Genomic DNA, 16,523 nt, shown 5'->3' with positions numbered 1-16,523 from the left:
CGGCGATAACAGGAAATCCTGCTAACAAATTCTTCTACTAAAGCGCTTCCGCACTTTGTTTTTCTCATGCATTTTCCAGCCGAAAACTGGAAAAGCGGGATTATATACCAAAAACCGCAAAGTTTTCAATTTTTTCAGGCATTTATTGCCGACCAGGCCTCAAAATTAATTCCTTTATATTTCAAGGGGTTTGCTAGAATGGTGTGAAAAGAACTGCAACCGAGAAAAGCCATGGCGCATCTACTCGCTGTCGACGATGCCGATGTCATCCGAAACATGCTGAAAATCACCTTTAAAACGCAACCGGACTGGACCGTCGATTTGGCGAGTTCTATGTCGGAAGCATTGGAACACACACGTCGGACGCATTATGATTTATTCGTCATCGATTACTTGATGCCGGAGAACACCGGCCTGGAATTGGTCAGACATCTGCGCGAACAAGCGGAGTACGAGCATACACCGATATTGATGCTGACGGCCGAGACCGACCCCTGCATCAAGGAACAAGCCAAATCATTGCATGTCTCGGCCTGGGTTATCAAACCGTTTCAGCCATTGACCCTGATTGACGCTGTCAAGCGGTTACTGACACAGACAGTCAACAACAATTAAGACTTGTCGGTTTCTTCTGAAAGCAACGGCACCCCCTCCGCTTCATCCAATAAATGCTGAGGAATTTCTTTTTTGGTTTTACCGGCCAACTCTTTCAACATTTCAGCCTGCCGCACTAAATTTCCGCTGCCGCTCATCATTTGCTTTCTGGCTTGGTCATAAGACCCTTGCACCGTCGTCAATTGTTTGCCAATTTTCTCGAAGGTATCAACGAAGCCGGCAAATTTATCATGCACGTCCGCCGCACGGCGAATCAGTTTCACGGTATGCTCCGATTGACGTTCATAACGCCACAACTGCTCAATGGTTTTCAAGGTCGTAAACAAAGTGGTGGGCGTGACCACCGCTACCCGCTTGTCGAAAGCGTTTTCAAAGATGGTCGGATTCTGTTCAATCGCCATCATGTAAGCGCCTTCAATCGGGATGAACATCAACACAAAATCCGGTGCGTTCAGTAACGACAAATGATCGTAGCGTTTTTCCGACAAGGCTTGGATGTGTTTGGTCAAGCTGGCCGAGTGGGCTTTGAGGTGTTTTTGTTTTTCAATCTCGTCGTCGGCGTTCAAAGCCGCCTCGTAGCTGAGCAACGAGACCTTGGAATCAATGATGACGTGCTTGTTATCCGGCAGATTGATTACCACATCGGGACGGAGCCGTTGACCGCTTTCCTCGGTAAAACTCTTTTCGGTTTCAAATTCGACCCCTTCCCGCAATCCACTGGATTCCAACAGTTTTTTCAGTATGAATTCGCCCCAATTGCCCTGCATTTTTTGGTCGCCTTTCAGGGCTTTGGTAAGGTTCTGCGCTTCCTGGGTCATCGACCGATTCAACTCCGACAAGTGTCGCAACTGCTCGGTTAAGGAGGCGCGTCCTTCCAAGTCTTCCTTGTGCACGGCTTCGATCCGTTGCTTGAATTCGTTCAAAGCGGTTTGTACCGGTTGAATCAAGCCGCCGATGGTCTCTTTGCTTTGCTGGCGCATTTGCTGTTGCTTTTGGTCGAGGATTTCATTCGACAACACCTTGAATTCCTGCATCAGCGTTTGCTTGGCGTTTTCCAATAACGCCAGCTTTTCGGCATGACTTTCCCGCTCCGCCTCCATACGGTTTTTGAGACCCGACAATTCCGACTGCGCATGCGCATAACGTTGCTGAAGCTGTTCATATTGCGCTTGTTGTACGCCTAAATCCTGGCGTAATTGCGCCACCTGTTCGCGTTGCTGATTGGCTTCGCCTTTCATCACCTGCAAATCCACCATTTCGGCCTGCAACCGCTGATTTTGTGCTTGAAGCGCATCGGCTTCTTCCTCCAATCTGGCCAGGCCTGGCAGTTTATCCTGTGCCGCATCGCGCTGTCGTTTCAAACGAACGGTCATCACGGCCAGTCCGACCGATACGACCAGCAGCCCCCAAGCCCACGGGTTTGCCTGCAACACTTCCACAAATTCACTCCACGTCATTTGATTTCGCCACGTTTCCTCGTGCGTCTAATTGTACTCGATTATCCGATAAAGATTGGTAACGTCCGTTCACACGCACTTGCCGCTGCCCGTCCGGCAAGACAATAATCGCCGACACTTTCGGTTTCCGTTGCGTCGGCGTCACCGCATTTTGAACTGGCGACGGGCGTTGGGACGGCTTAGCCTCCGGGTTCAAATACGCTTGGCGCGCCTGTTCGATATGAGCCCGTTGATCGGGGGTATAAAACAATCTTTCCAACTTAGGTTCTGCAGCCTGAACAGCCACGGTCAAACATAGCCCTAATAATACCTTCCAACCACTTAGCTGTCTCATAAGGCCTTCCCTTCAAACGCTCTCGGCTTGGCTTCAAAAAAAATCAGCGAACACGCCATACGGATACCGCCTTTATTCAAATTAAAAACCGGTGATTTCGTATTGGCATCTCGATCCAAATCACACCCTTCAATCAAGAAAAACGGCGTAATGTCGGTTGAAATACGTTGAAACAGCGTCAGGATATCACGGTCCGACTGCAAGCCCGCCGACAAGTTCAATCGGGTAAAGAAGAAAATCGGCTTTTCCAACGGAATGTATTTCAAGTCATTTTGGCGCAACACTTTTTCCGGCTCGAATTGAATTTTAAATGGTTTCAATGCCAACGACTTTTGAATGTTCAACAATGCATCGGTCCAAGCAACGCGCCCCTGCTGATCGACCAGGTCTTCGGGGTTGATTTGGGAGTAGGCTTCGCCGTAGGCATGAAACAATTGCGCTTGTTTTTTCAGGAATTCGACCTGCCGAACCAAACGATCCAAATGCGCGACCTGTTGCTGAACATGGGTTTGCAGTGCATGGGTTTGTTCCAAAAGAAACCAACGCCCCAATCCGATTAACAGCAGCGTCGCCACCAAAACGCCCAGCGGCCAAGCCAAATAACGGCGCAACCCGTTCGATTCGATGAATCTCATGGCGTTTCCTCCGTCGGGGCAGGTGTCAAAGGTTCGAAAACTTTCAAGCGATACGTCAGGCTAAACGGCAGTTCCTGAGTTTTACGCTCCAGACGACCTTCCACGGCAAGCGCCTGAGCTGCATTTCGATTCAAAGGTTCATTGACATATTTCAGTTGCTCCACGCGAGAATCCTCTCGAATGCCCGCCATAAATGCGTCCGCTTTTTGCAACAGCACCTCATAGCGCTGGTTGCCTTTCACATGACCGGATAACCACACTTGAACCCGCTCTTCATCCAAAACAGGGTGACGGTTCCAACGTATTTCCGTAAGTTCAATCGCCGGATGCCTGTTCACGACACGGCTCAAGACAGCCAGTTCTCGGCCAACCGAACCGTGCTGTTTCACCCGCTTGAGTTGGTCGAAAAATTCGACCGTCGCTTTCATATCTTCGGCATCATACTGCAAATGAATCACGCTCTGCAGGCGTTGCTTATCCTGTTCAAACTGCTGCTGTTTCGCCATCACCTGCTCGGCCTTATCCGTCAACACGAAATAATCAATCGCCGTCTGCAATAAAGCATAACTTCCCAACAAAGCCACCAGTGCCCATGACAGCCAAGTCAGCCGGTTCCATTGCCATAAACGCCCAACCCGTTCTGTATAGGCATTGCGATAAAAAGAGGCTGGCGCAGCGGTTTTCAAAAACTGCACCAAACACATCAACGTCCTTTTTTCATTCGGCGCAGACGGCGCAAGTCCCAAGCCGCCGAGTGATTCGCCTTTGAGAATCAATCGAGTTCGGTCCCAACTGGTGGACACCAGGCTGGCGCGCAGCGCGCCCATTACCGGTGCCACCGCCTGACCGTAACCATCCAGATACACTTGCCCGACTTCATGATTGAAAGGCACCAGTTTTTGGTTGTAGAGGTAACGCAACGTGGCACGCGTTTCATCCGCCAGCGCACGGGAGCATTCCGCCTCATCCAAAACATCGTCCAGCTCAATGTTCCGGGTCATCCGTAACTGTGATTCGATCAACACGAACTGACGGAACCGTCGTTCGGTCTCTCGCACCGTTAGAATAAACGGTTGCTTAAGGCGTTTGCCTTTAAGACCGATGCGACGAGCCAAACGCTTCAAGAACCAGGTTTCCATTAAAAACGTGTAAGAATACACTTGCCGCAAGGCCAACCCAAACTCCTCGATGAACCCAAGCAACATATCGAGCTTGGGTGAATGGGAGGCATTCGCCAAAAGAATCAGTTGTTCTTCTCGACCTTCGGCATTTTTCTGAAATACCGGCAGCCAGTGAGCGTGTACGAAGGCACTTTTTTCAAACCGGCTTTTCAGACGCTTTTCCAAAGCCGGCCGTTCCCACGGAAACAGCTTGGGAACCCATTCATAATGCATAGACTCGTCGGAAAAATCCAACACCAGTGCCAAGCCATGCGACGGCTCAAACTCACCCAACAAGTCGCGAATGGCCTGCGGCTCCCACGTCAATGACGCTGTGGCCAGATGATCACGTTCTGTCGCCTCTAAGTCGACGACATCGAACCCTTCATCCCGCAGAAACAAGCTATATCGCATCATTGCACCTTTGAAATGGTTTCATAAACCGGACCAAGCACCGCCAGCATGACCCAACCGACCACCAAAGCCATCACCACCGTCAGCAAAGGTTCAATCGCCGGTTCAATCCGTTCGATGCTCTCTTTGGCTTCGGCATCGTAATAGTCACTGACATGACGCAGCGCTTCGTCCATACCGCCACTTTGTTCACCGACTTTGACCATTCGAATGGCCATGGACGGAAACACCTCAGCCAGTGAAAAAGCCTGGTAAATCGTTTCTCCTTCTTCAATCAACAGCATGGCACGTTCGATGTTTCGTTCCAGATAAGCATTAGCCACCACGGAAGCCGACAACTTTAACGATTCACCGAAATGGATGCCTGCACTGTGCATCACCGCCAATGTGCTGGCAAAACGGGCAATTTTCAACTTATACAACACAGGGCCGATCACGGGAATTTTGAACAGCAACCGATCCATTTGGATTCGAAACGCCTGCGAACGATTTTTCCACCATTTCACCCCCAGCCAGACCACCATCGGCACCAGTACCAATTCCAGCAGATAATGTTGCATAAACCCCGATACCGCAATCAGGGATTCAGTTGCAAAACTTAATTCGCCACCCATTTCACGAATAAAGGACACCAGTTCCGGCACCACAAACAGCATCATCATCAAAATAACCGCCAGCACCACCAACCCCACAATCGACGGATAAATCATGACTTTTTTGGTTTTGGCCGCCAGGCTTTCTTCCCATTTCAGCATGGTTTCCAAACGACTCAACACCGTCGCCATCTGGCCAGTCTTTTCTCCTACCGCAACCAAAGCGATGTACACGGCCCCCAAACGGTTTTCATAGGGTTTCAACGCTTGCGAAAAGCTTTGCCCGCCTTCCATTGACTCATAGACGGCCGAAAGCATTTCCCGCGTCGCGTCACTGTCATCGGATTTGCGCAGGTCATCGATGATTTCCATCAAGGGCACACCGGCCTTGAGTAATTGTTTGAACTGCGTCGTCAGGGTAATGATGTCACGCCGAGTAATTTTATGGTGCCCGAAACCACTGAACAAACCGGGAGACTTGACACGAAAAGACAGCAAGTCGATTTGAGCGGAGCGCAAACGCTGTTCCAAATCCTGTTCATTCGAGGCTTGCACCTCGCCTCGCACCCGTTTTCCGAAACGGTTGACACCGGTATAGCGATAGACTTCCATCAAACTTCCTTCATGACACCAGTTCCGTCAAATCGACGATTCGACTGATTTCATCCAGAGTCGTTTCTCCGGCCCGAACCCGCTTCAAAGCATTTTGCAGCAAAGGGGAAAAACCGTTTTCCAAGGCCTTGTCGAGAATGGCATGCTGAGACTGACCGGCCATGATCATATCGTCCATTTCGTCGGTGACGCGTAAGGTCTCCAGAATCGCCAAACGCCCTTTATAACCGATACCATTGCAGGCCGAACAACCACAAGCCCGATACAAAACCAAGTCCGAGTCATGTTCCAAGCCGACCAAACGTCGCTCAAAAGTATCCGGACGATAAGATTCCTTACAATGCTCACATAAACGGCGAGCCAAACGCTGAGCCAAGATACCGGTGATATTGCCCGACAAAATCGAACGGGAAATGCCAATATCAAGCAAGCGTGGAATCGCTCCAATAGCGGAATTAGTATGCAGCGTCGTCAACACTTGATGCCCCGTCATGGCGGCCCGGAAAGCCATTTCCGCCGTCTCGCTGTCACGAATCTCCCCCACCAGAATAATGTCCGGATCCTGACGCAAGATGGCGCGAATCCCGGTGGCGAACGTCATACCGATGTCCTCGTTGATTGAGGTTTGACGCACCATCCCCATCGGATATTCGACCGGATCTTCCAAGGTCATGATATTAACCCCTTCCCGGTTCATCTCATTCAACATCGAATAGAGTGTCGTGGTTTTACCGGAACCGGTCGGCCCTGTCACCAAAACGATGCCGTTTGGCCGCGACATCATCAACTCCAATTCGCGATGACTGTCGGCATCGAGCCCCAGCGTTTTCAATGGCACGATGCCTTTTTCCCGGTCCAGAATACGCAGCACAAAATTTTCGCCCTGACGGCCCGGCAATGTCGATACACGAAAATCGATTTGACGACCGTGCACGACCAGTTCCATCCGACCATCCTGCGGCATCCGCTGATCGGTCAAATCCAGACTGGCCATCACTTTCAAACGCACCACCAGACCCGACCAGAATGATTTGTGCAATAAGCGAATTTCCTGCAACACCCCGTCGATGCGATAGCGGATGCGAATGTAATATTCTTCCGGTTCAAAATGGATATCCGACGCGCCTTTTTTCACCGCATCGGTCAAGATATTATCCACTAGGCGTACCATGGGCTGGGAATACTCATCTTGTAACGAGCGGCTGTAACTTTCCGGCGCCCCGGTTTCCAACTCTTTCAAGATGCCGTCAATCGACAATTCATACCCGTAAAAATGGTCGATGGCATTTTGAATTTCGTTTTCAACCACCAAGATCGGTTCAATGCGAACCTCGCCTTGAATGTGACGTTTAAGGTGGTCCATCAACAAAATGTCATCCGGGCTCGCCATCGCCACTTTCATTCGGTCGCCGTCCAGGCTGATCGGCATCACCAGATTGGTTCGTGCAAATTCTTCAGACACCAACTCCAAGGCTTTGGAATCGGGGACCACACCCTGCAACGACATGGAGGAATAGCCAACCACATCGCCCAATATCTGCCGCGCATCCTGTTCGGCAAGGAACCCCAGGGTAACCAGCACCTTACCGAGCTTCTTGCCGGTCACACTCTGTTCGGTCAGGGCAATACGCAACTGATCCGGCGTAATATAACCGGCTTCAACCAAACGATCGCCAAGGCGTGCCTTATCCATAAACCCCTCTCATGATGGTTTCGCTTCCCGGTTCAAAAACGTCTGTAACGCGCTGACACGCTGACGGACCTGCTCTTTTCGTTCCGCCGACAAACGGGCCGAAGAAGCCTGTAAAACCCGCTCATAATATTGTTTTGCCAAGTCATACTCGCCTAATTTGTCGAGGCTCACCGCCAAGTTCAACGCGTAATCCTCACGGTTGGGTGCCAATTGATAGGCTTTAAAATATTGTTTTTGAGCCGCCACCCAGTTGTTCTCTTTCGCCAGCTGATGCCCTAAGGCAGCCTGTAGTGCAGCGTTCTCGGGAAAATCACGCACGCGTTTCACCAGGTTTTCCGTCGAGGCTTCGCCTTGCACCTGACTGCTCAGCATTAATGCTGCATCCTGCGCTCGCAGGTTTTGAGGATCGATTTCGAGAATACGTTGGTAAAGACGAAGTGCATTCGATTTACGTCCCTGTTTGACTGACACCGCAGCCAAACCGAACAGAGCCGGAAGGTTTTGGGCATCCTGCTGATAAGCCGATGTGTAGAATTGTCGCGCCTCATCCAATTTCCCGGCCTGATAGGCTTGGTAGCCCTTTTCTGCCTCCGTTGGTTCGGTCATCGCCACGATTTTCAAATGTTTGGTCGGCACAGACGCGACCGCCGGCGTCACCGATTTTCCTGCCACGGCCGGCGCGTTCACGCGTTCTGTTCGAGCGATGGGCATCGCTTTATTTGGTGGCTCGGAAAGACTCGCTTGGGTTTGCGGCTGAACCTTGTCTTCCTCTGACTCGACGGCATCCGATGACGAACTGACGGGGAGCACCGTCTCCTGGGGCACGGTTCGATACGCCGCCAGTTCATGATTGACCGCCTGAGTTTGCATTTGAAAATACGCCCAGCCGTAGTACCCCAAACCGGCCAGAACAAACACCGCCAAAGCACTGCCGCCCAACCAGCGCAGCGGATGACCACTTGGTTGGCGGGCTTGTTGCATGGCCTGCAAAACGCCCTGCGCTCGCTGCCGCTTTGCATTTTCCAAGGACGCTTCCGATTGATACCCCGGTATTTGCGACAGACTCCAATCCGGCACCTTCGACTCATTTGTCCCAGCCGGAGCTACTTGAAGACGCTTTTCCGGCATCGCCTCAGTCAGCATATCAGGTTGCTGCACTTTATCTTCAAACGAGGAAGACACCACATCCTGCCCGTCGACTAAACGCTCAGATGTGACCGTTTTCCGGTTTTGACCAGGCCTGGCCGTTTCTTCAGAAACGCTTCCCGCCGTCTGTTTTTCGGCGGCCGCTTTTCTCAAGGCATCCAGCAACACACTCATTTAGTTACTCGTCGTCTGTAACAGCGGTTTCATGGCTTTCAAGTCACCGTGCTCGATATCCGGGTTATTAATAATGATCGGACGAATAAAGATAATCAGCTCCGACTTTTGAACAGTATCATCCCGATAGGAGAATAAGTCGCCCACCCAAGGAATGTCGATCAAACCCGGTACACCTTCACGCTGGTTACTGTGTGTATCTTGAATCAAACCACCGATAATCGCCGTCTGCTTATCACGCAACCGTAATACCGAATCCATTTCGCGTTCCTGAATCACCGGCACCTTACTGACGATATTTTCTTTCGCCAACTCCGGGTTCGGGTCGTCCACATAACTGACGATGCGCGATAAGGTCGGACGGATATTCAGTGAAATCTCACCGTCGTCGGTAATGAACGGCGTCACATGCATCATGAACCCGACCGGCACCGAGTGCACCATGGTTTCATAGGTCGTAACCCCCGCACTCACCGACGTGGCGGATTCCCGGTTCACGTCGACGGTGAAATAGACTTCGTTTTTCACCACTTTCAATAACGCCGCCTGGTTGTTCATCGCCATGATTTTCGGGCTGGACAAGACTTTGGTGTCGCCAAATTTTTGCAACAATTTGATGCCCAGCGAGAAATCCCAAGTGCCCAATGACGTCAGGTTGATGGAAAAGTTCGGATCGTTGGATAAATTGCTGCCCAGCATACTTTGGGTAATGGCGCTGGAACCGGACGAGTTCGAGGTTACCGCACTCCAATCCACCCCGGCCTGATACTGGTCATTTAACTCGACTTCCACCACCGTCGCTTCAATCAGGACTTGTTTATTGGTACGGTGCAAAGTGTTTTCCAAATAAGCTTCGATTTCTTTATGTTGTCGACCGGTTGTGAACACGGTCAACAACCCGGCTTCTTTATTGACCACTACGTTTTGCACTTTCTCAGAGGTGGTGGACGTCACTGTCTCCATGGCCTGGCTACTGCTCCCCTCGGCATAGTTACCACCCCAGTACTCTTGCCCCATGTTCTGTCGATCGGTTTGACGGTCACCATCATAAGTGCGCTTATGAGACACCGTTTTAATCGGCTTGACTTCCAGCATCGCCATGGCCGAGACGTTTTCTTCCAGTGTTTTCCAGAAATCGTTGACCGCTTTGGTATCCAGCTTGAACTGACTGTTCTGATTGCCGTTATTCAAGCTGACGCCTTGCGCCACATTGCCGACCGACATTTTCATGACCGTCGAATCGTTAATGTGTTTCGTCACATTGACGTAGTCGACTTCATAGCTTTTCCAAAACGGCTTGTCCGGCGTGATGACAATGGTGTCGCCTTGCAACTCGTACAACGCATCGATTTGCGCCGTCACGCGCTGTAAAATGCGTTCCAAAGGCTGGTTAATGGCATTGATAGTGACCCGCCCCTGCACCGCGGATGACAGATCCAGTTGCTTATCGGCGTTTTTCGCTAAATTGAACAACAAATCCGATACCGGCACGTTAATCGCGGACACACTATAACGCTTAATGTTTTTTTGCTCGCTCGGGTCGAGATTGATTGGTTCGTCGGTTACCAATTCGGGAATCGCCGCCGGCTTGGCCGTCGATTGCGCCATATCGTCTTCCGGCGTCAAATGCCCTTGCAGATTGAACTTATCCGATACCGGCGGCGCCAAAGGCTCACGCTTGACACTGTCCGAGGTACTGCACCCCGCCAGAATCCAAAGCAGGCCTGGGAGAATTAACGCTATTTTCTTCATGATGCTTTTTTCATTCCTTTTTACGCGCCCTAAGATCCGGCTGAAACGCCTCGCTCTTTGGGCGAGCGCGCAATCATTTCTGCCACACTGGAAACCGATACGATACGGGATTCAGCGCCCGACAAGGTTTGTAAATCGATTTGTTTGTTTCGTAAGACCGATCCCGCTTCCGCTCTCGGGTCGTAAAGCAGCCGAAACTGAATATCCGAAGGATCGCTTTGCGCATCGACGACTGCAAACAAATGTGCGCGATTGGCCACATCCAACCCGTTCAAAACGTTGGAGTACACATTATCAAAACGCCGCAACGGCATGGCACTGACAAGAATCAACGGTTTAGAAGCCGATTGGGTACGCAAAAAACGCCGCGTCTCACGATCCATATCCGTCAACTGCACCAAACGCTGAGAACTGACACCGAAATGCGCCGCCGTGTCCGCTAATTGTTGCGTAGCCTGCCACCAAGCCACCGGCTCGGTTGTATCGGTCGGAATGTCCGAATTCGCCTTATCCGCGAACCAAAGCACGACCACGACGGCCACCACCATAAAGGACGCCACCAACCCCCAGGTCAATCGAGACCGAATCTTGTTAGACTGGGGTACCAGTCCTTTGAAGTGCGAGGCTTTTAAACGCGCATCGCCTTTCGAAAAAGCCACCATCAATAACTTATCGGCCAAGAGATTAATCGAGCGTGGCAGACCGCCTGTGGCCTGCCGGATACGTTTGGCAATGCTCAGTGAAAATAAATCCGCCTGCATATACCCCGCCACCCGCATTCGGTAATTCAGATAATGCATCACTTCGTCATCGTCCAATGGCTGAATCGTGAAGTGGTTGGCCACCCGATCTTTGAACGGGCGAACGCGCGGATCCTGCAAGGTCACGTCCAATTCCGGCTGACCGAACAACACCATTTGCAACAACTTATCTTCCTCGGTTTCCAGGTTTCCCAGCAACCGCAACTCTTCCAAGGCATCCAGCGTCATCGCCTGCGCCTCATCAATCAACATCACCACCCGCCGGTTTTGACGGTATTCGTCAATCAGAAAACGACTCAATCGTGTCATCAATTCCGGTTTACCGTCCTCCGGATTCACCGGAATCGATAACTCGGTGCAAATAAACGTCAATAAGGCTTTGTCCGACAGGGTCGGTGATGAAATGTACACTTGAATATAATTGGCGGGCAACCGATCCGACAGCAGACGCAGCAAAGTGGTTTTGCCAACACCGACTTCACCGGTCACCGTAATGATGCCGTCCCCACGCTCGATGGAAAACAGCAATGCCTGCGCAATTTCGTCTCGCGCGGCTTGTTTATAGAAGAACGTCAAATCCGGTGAAATTTTAAACGGGAGTTTCTTCAGACCAAAGAAAGAGCAATACATAGATGTTTGATAACCACACTTAACGGTTCGTTCAATTGTTTATTTTATCCTTGCCATACAACACGCATTCGGGCGAAGAACCGATATTTAAAGTTTGTATATATGATAACAACTTAACCGTCATTTCGTTGTTTTTTATTCCGCAAAAACACGGAAACCAACTCGATTGATACCAAACTGCCCCGCCTAAAACACTGTCACGTCTTACCCGGTATTTTAATCCGTAAAAATACGATTCACAAATGCTTGTTTTAGCCGAGGCCGCAAACCGAATCTTTGCCAGGCCTGGTCAATTTATCTGACGGGCATAAAAAAACCTGCCGGCGGCAGGTTTTTCAACAGTCGATTCAAAAAGGCCCTTTCGAGCCTGAACGAAACAATCTTAGTTCTTTTCTTGGTCAACGATTTTGTTGGCTGAAATCCAAGGCATCATCGCACGTAGCTTACGCCCGACGACTTCGATACCATGCTCTTCGTTCAAACGACGTTGCGCTGTCATGGACGGATAGTTCGATTGACCTTCCAAGATGAACTTCTTAGCGTACTCACCGGTTTGGATGTCTTTCAACGCTTGACGCATGGCTTCTCGCGACTCGTCATTGATAACTCGAGGACCTGTCACATATTCACCGTACTCTGCATTGTTGGAGATGGAGTAGTTCATATTGGCAATCCCGCCTTCGAACATCAAGTCAACAATCAACTTCAACTCATGCAAACATTCGAAGTACGCCATTTCCGGCTCATAACCCGCTTCAACCAATGTATCGAAACCGGCTTTAACCAGCTCAACCGCACCACCGCAAAGAACCGCTTGCTCACCGAACAAATCGGTTTCACACTCGTCACGGAAAGTGGTTTCGATGATACCGGTACGACCGCCACCAATCGCTGACGCATAAGACAAAGCGATGTCTTTCGCTTTACCGGATGCATTTTGCTCAACAGCGATCAAATCCGGAATCCCGCCACCGCGAACGAATTCGGAACGAACCGTATGGCCCGGCGCTTTCGGCGCGATCATCACAACATCCAAGTCCTTACGAGGTTCGATTTGGTTATAGATGATGGCGAAACCGTGGGCAAAGGCCAATACCGCACCTTGCTTGATGTTCGGCTCGATTTCTTCTTTATACAACACCGACTGGAACTCATCCGGCGTCAGAATCATCACCATATCGGCATTCGCGACAGCCGTTGCGACGTCTGCGGTTTTCAAACCATACCCTTCCGCTTTCTTGATAGAAGAGGAACCGGCACGCAAACCAACGGTTACGTCCACACCGGAATCCTGTAGGTTGGCTGCATGCGCATGACCTTGAGAACCAAAACCGATAATCGCAACTTTCATGCCTTTGATGATAGAAAGGTCACAATCTTTATCGTAATAAACTTGCATTGTTTTTCCTTAAAAGTAAGTTAATCGTAATAATAAATCTTATTTTGTCCATTCGGATAATCGTTACAGGTGGAGCGATTTCTCACCACGCATCAGGCCGACTGCGCCGGAACGCACAATTTCAACAATCAAGCCTTCGTCGATCGCATCGATGAAAGCGTCAAGCTTCTGTGTTTCGCCCACCAACTGAACGGTGTAGATATTGGAAGTCACGTCAACGATGGTGCCACGAAAAATATCGCACAAGCGTTTGATTTCCTCACGCATACCGCCGACGGCTTTCAATTTCACCAGCATTAGCTCTCGCTCAATGTGCTGCCCTTCTGTGATGTCCACCACCTTGATGACATCAATCAAACGATTCAAATGCTTGACGATCTGCTCGATTTGCTGATCATCACCGCTGGTGACCAACGTCAAACGCGACATCGTCTCGTCATCGGTCGGCGCCACTGTCAGAGCGTGAATATTGTAACCACGTGCCGAAAACAAGCCCGCCACACGGGAAAGCGCGCCAGACTCATTCTCAATCAACATTGAAATAATATGCTTCATTCGTCTCTCCCCCTTATACCAAAATCATCTCATCCAGACCGGCGCCAGCAGGAATCATCGGATAGACGTTCTCCTGCTGATCGGTCACGATGTCAATAAAGACGAAACGATCTTTGTATTTATCGGAAAAGACCTCTTCCAGCTCTTGTTTCATGGTTTTCGGATCTTCGATACGTACGCCGACATGCCCATAGGCTTCGGCCAGCTTAACGAAGTCCGGCAAGGAATCCATATACGACATCGAATAACGACGATCGTAGAAGAACTCCTGCCACTGACGCACCATCCCAAGGAAGCCGTTGTTCAAACAGACCACCTTAATCGGCAAGCCGTATTGCAAGCAGGTCGACAATTCCTGAATGTTCATTTGAATCGATCCTTCACCCGTGACACAGATAACGGTCGATTCCGGAAAAGCCGCCTGTACGCCCATCGCCGCCGGCAAACCGAAGCCCATCGTGCCCAGACCGCCGGAGTTAATCCAGCGACGCGGCTTATTGAACTTATAGTACTGCGCGGCGAACATTTGATGCTGACCAACGTCCGACGTCACATAGGCATCGCCCTTAGTGACTTCCCAAACGGTTTCCATGGCCGCTTGCGGCTTGATTTTGTGTCCCACCTGATCATAACGCAAACAATCGGTGGCACGCCAAGCTTCAATTTGCTCCCACCAGCTGGCCAAGGCTTTCTTGTCCACGCTTTTCTTGGTTTTGCTCAACAGCGATAGCATTTCCAACAACACTTGTTTGACCGGCCCGACAATCGGAATGTCCACCGCCACGTTTTTGGAAATCGACGCTGGGTCGATATCGATATGAATGACGCGAGCATCCGGGCAGAACTTTTCCAAATTCCCGGTCACTCGATCATCGAAGCGTGCACCGATGGCGATAATCACATCGGAGTTATGCATGGTTAAATTGGCTTCATAAGTGCCATGCATCCCGAGCATGCCGACAAACTGCTTGTCTTCCGCCGGATACGCACCCAACCCCATCAAGGTGTTGGTCACCGGAAAGCCCAAGGTACGCGCCAATTCCGTCAAGGCTTCCGACGCGCCGCCGAGCACCACACCACCACCGGTGTAAATGATCGGCTTCTTCGCTTTCATCATCATATCGATGGCTTTTTTGATTTGTCCGCTATGGCCTTTCGTTACAGGTACATAGGAGCGCAAACTGACTTCTTGTGGATATTCATAAGAGCTTTTGGCATTTTGGACATCTTTCGGGATGTCGACCACGACCGGACCGGGTCTACCGGTCGTTGCGATGTAAAACGCTTTTTTGAGCGTGATCGCGAGGTCTTTGACATCCTTGACCAAGAAGTTGTGTTTGACGATCGGTCTTGTAATCCCCACCGTATCGATTTCCTGGAAGGCATCCAGACCAATCATATTGGTGGCGACCTGGCCGGTGATGACAACCATCGGAATCGAATCCATATAAGCTGTCGCAATACCGGTGACGGTATTGGTGGCACCCGGCCCGGATGTTACAAGAGCGACCCCTGGTAGACCTGTAGAGCGCGCGAACCCGTCCGCTGCGTGAACCGCAGCCTGTTCATGACGGACCAACACGTGTTTCATTTTACGTGCATCCGTATCCAAGGCATCATAGATAGGCAACGCCGCCCCTCCAGGATACCCCCAAATATGCTCTACGCCCTCATCTTCCAAATAATGAACAAGAATCTGGGCACCAGTTAATTCCACAACAACGGTCCTCCGTTTTGGTCGCAAAGCTCCGAAACCTGGTTGTTTTAACGGTTCGACAGCCTTGCCACGTTTAAAAATAACTTTAAAAACAAAGCCCTGCAGTTTCGCAGGGTAAGCAGGCGATTATAACGAACTTAGGCGCTTTTATAAACCCATAAGTTGAAATTAATCGGTTTGAAAATCACCGGAATAGAAAGTGCCGAACGGCGTTTAACGAAACTCCGGTAAAAACAGATTTTGACGATAGTGTTTCAACTCCTCAATCGACTCGTAAATATCGTCCAGCGCTAGGTGCGCGCCTTTTTTCTTGTGGGAAGAATACACGCTTGGCGCCCAGCGTCGGGCCAATTCCTTCAAACTGGACACGTCCAGGTTTCGGTAATGGAAAAACGCTTCCAATTCCGGCATCTGCTCAATCAGAAAACGGCGATCCTGACAAATGGTGTTGCCGCACATCGGCGATTTGCCTTTCGGCACAAAATCTTTCAGAAACTCAAGCGTCTGCAATTCCGATTCGCGCATCGAAATATCGCTCTCCTGCACGCGCTTGGTCAAACCGGAGTTGCCGTGATGCGTGGTACACCATTCATCCATTCCGTCCAGGTAATGCTGTTCCGTCTGAATCGCAATCACCGGTCCTTCGCCCAGTACATTCAATTCGGCATCCGTTACCACCGTGGCGATCTCGATAATCTGATCGGCTTTATGGTCTAAACCGGTCATCTCCAGATCAATCCAAATCAAATTATTTTCAGACTTCATCACTACACTCATTGAACCTTTTAAACTAGAATAGGCGCTAGTTTAAACTTTATTCGAGCCAGCCTCAACGCGCACAACGCCGGAAATGCGGAATTCGCCGCTTCTTCGACG

Annotated in this window: 14 protein-coding genes; 1 reads left to right on the top strand and 13 read right to left on the bottom strand. The window is 50.4% G+C overall.

Annotated elements, in window-relative coordinates; all coding sequences use genetic code 11:
- The first annotated feature begins 231 nt into the window (after positions 1-231).
- On the top strand, positions 232-615 hold the full coding sequence (locus EPV75_RS03895; RefSeq protein ID WP_128384528.1) for a response regulator: 384 nt from the start codon (positions 232-234) through the stop codon (positions 613-615).
- On the opposite strand, the gene rmuC is transcribed toward EPV75_RS03895, so the two are convergent.
- The 13 genes from rmuC to orn all read right to left on the bottom strand — a co-directional run bounded on the left by rmuC (position 612) and on the right by orn (position 16,412).
- Positions 612-2,072, bottom strand: coding sequence for a DNA recombination protein RmuC (gene rmuC, locus EPV75_RS03890; RefSeq protein WP_128384527.1), 1,461 nt, complete (start codon positions 2,070-2,072; stop codon positions 612-614). The genes EPV75_RS03895 and rmuC overlap by 4 nt on opposite strands.
- Positions 2,059-2,406, bottom strand: a complete 348-nt coding sequence (locus tag EPV75_RS03885) for a hypothetical protein (protein ID WP_128384526.1) — start codon at positions 2,404-2,406, stop codon at positions 2,059-2,061. The genes rmuC and EPV75_RS03885 overlap by 14 nt, the downstream gene beginning before the upstream one ends.
- Complete coding sequence (locus tag EPV75_RS03880; RefSeq protein WP_029937516.1) at positions 2,403-3,041, bottom strand: hypothetical protein; 639 nt, start codon at positions 3,039-3,041, stop codon at positions 2,403-2,405. Before EPV75_RS03880 ends, EPV75_RS03885 begins: the two co-directional genes overlap by 4 nt.
- Entirely contained in the window at positions 3,038-4,618 is a 1,581-nt protein-coding gene (locus EPV75_RS03875; protein WP_128384525.1) for a hypothetical protein, read from the bottom strand. The genes EPV75_RS03880 and EPV75_RS03875 overlap by 4 nt, the downstream gene beginning before the upstream one ends.
- Positions 4,615-5,820: a type II secretion system F family protein gene (locus EPV75_RS03870; RefSeq protein WP_128384524.1), complete on the bottom strand. Its 1,206-nt coding sequence runs from the start codon at positions 5,818-5,820 to the stop codon at positions 4,615-4,617. The genes EPV75_RS03875 and EPV75_RS03870 overlap by 4 nt, the downstream gene beginning before the upstream one ends.
- 10 nt (positions 5,821-5,830) lie before the next feature.
- Entirely contained in the window at positions 5,831-7,513 is a 1,683-nt protein-coding gene (locus EPV75_RS03865; RefSeq protein ID WP_128384523.1) for a GspE/PulE family protein, read from the bottom strand.
- A gap of 9 nt (positions 7,514-7,522) precedes the next feature.
- A complete protein-coding gene (locus EPV75_RS03860) occupies positions 7,523-8,833 on the bottom strand; it encodes a tetratricopeptide repeat protein (protein WP_128384522.1) in 1,311 nt (436 codons plus the stop codon).
- Positions 8,834-10,585, bottom strand: a complete 1,752-nt coding sequence (mshL, locus tag EPV75_RS03855; RefSeq protein WP_128384521.1) for a pilus (MSHA type) biogenesis protein MshL — start codon at positions 10,583-10,585, stop codon at positions 8,834-8,836.
- Positions 10,586-10,614: 29 nt separating this feature from the next.
- Positions 10,615-11,976, bottom strand: a complete 1,362-nt coding sequence (locus tag EPV75_RS03850) for an ExeA family protein (RefSeq protein WP_128384520.1) — start codon at positions 11,974-11,976, stop codon at positions 10,615-10,617.
- A gap of 382 nt (positions 11,977-12,358) precedes the next feature.
- On the bottom strand, positions 12,359-13,375 hold the full coding sequence (gene ilvC, locus EPV75_RS03845) for a ketol-acid reductoisomerase (RefSeq protein ID WP_029939927.1): 1,017 nt from the start codon (positions 13,373-13,375) through the stop codon (positions 12,359-12,361).
- A gap of 63 nt (positions 13,376-13,438) precedes the next feature.
- A complete protein-coding gene (gene ilvN, locus EPV75_RS03840; RefSeq protein ID WP_029939926.1) occupies positions 13,439-13,930 on the bottom strand; it encodes an acetolactate synthase small subunit in 492 nt (163 codons plus the stop codon).
- Between the two features lie 13 nt (positions 13,931-13,943).
- The gene (locus EPV75_RS03835) at positions 13,944-15,647 is read right to left on the bottom strand and encodes an acetolactate synthase 3 large subunit (protein WP_128384519.1); all 1,704 of its coding nucleotides are present in this window, start codon (positions 15,645-15,647) and stop codon (positions 13,944-13,946) included.
- 213 nt (positions 15,648-15,860) lie between these two features.
- On the bottom strand, positions 15,861-16,412 hold the full coding sequence (gene orn / locus EPV75_RS03830; protein WP_128384518.1) for an oligoribonuclease: 552 nt from the start codon (positions 16,410-16,412) through the stop codon (positions 15,861-15,863).
- Between the last annotated feature and the right edge of the window lie 111 nt (positions 16,413-16,523).

It is taken from the genome of Hydrogenovibrio thermophilus, from assembly GCF_004028275.1.
In the GTDB taxonomy this organism is placed as follows: Bacteria; Pseudomonadota; Gammaproteobacteria; order Thiomicrospirales; family Thiomicrospiraceae; genus Hydrogenovibrio; species Hydrogenovibrio thermophilus.
Note: the sequence above shows the minus strand (reverse complement) of the source record. Positions and strands in the feature narration are given on the sequence as shown.

Bases quoted from the DNA above. Each gene is read 5' to 3' on its own strand.
- rmuC (WP_128384527.1), bottom strand. From the start codon at position 2,072: ATGACGTGGAGTGAATTTGTGGAAGTGTTGCAGGCAAACCCGTGGGCT.
- mshL (WP_128384521.1), bottom strand. From the start codon at position 10,585: ATGAAGAAAATAGCGTTAATTCTCCCAGGCCTGCTTTGGATTCTGGCG.
- orn (WP_128384518.1), bottom strand. From the start codon at position 16,412: ATGAAGTCTGAAAATAATTTGATTTGGATTGATCTGGAGATGACCGGT.
- EPV75_RS03870 (WP_128384524.1), bottom strand. From the start codon at position 5,820: ATGGAAGTCTATCGCTATACCGGTGTCAACCGTTTCGGAAAACGGGTG.
- EPV75_RS03860 (WP_128384522.1), bottom strand. From the start codon at position 8,833: ATGAGTGTGTTGCTGGATGCCTTGAGAAAAGCGGCCGCCGAAAAACAG.
- EPV75_RS03850 (WP_128384520.1), bottom strand. From the start codon at position 11,976: ATGTATTGCTCTTTCTTTGGTCTGAAGAAACTCCCGTTTAAAATTTCA.
- ilvN (WP_029939926.1), bottom strand. From the start codon at position 13,930: ATGAAGCATATTATTTCAATGTTGATTGAGAATGAGTCTGGCGCGCTT.
- EPV75_RS03875 (WP_128384525.1), bottom strand. From the start codon at position 4,618: ATGATGCGATATAGCTTGTTTCTGCGGGATGAAGGGTTCGATGTCGTC.
- EPV75_RS03880 (WP_029937516.1), bottom strand. From the start codon at position 3,041: ATGAGATTCATCGAATCGAACGGGTTGCGCCGTTATTTGGCTTGGCCG.
- EPV75_RS03865 (WP_128384523.1), bottom strand. From the start codon at position 7,513: ATGGATAAGGCACGCCTTGGCGATCGTTTGGTTGAAGCCGGTTATATT.
- EPV75_RS03885 (WP_128384526.1), bottom strand. From the start codon at position 2,406: ATGAGACAGCTAAGTGGTTGGAAGGTATTATTAGGGCTATGTTTGACC.
- ilvC (WP_029939927.1), bottom strand. From the start codon at position 13,375: ATGCAAGTTTATTACGATAAAGATTGTGACCTTTCTATCATCAAAGGC.
- EPV75_RS03895 (WP_128384528.1), top strand. From the start codon at position 232: ATGGCGCATCTACTCGCTGTCGACGATGCCGATGTCATCCGAAACATG.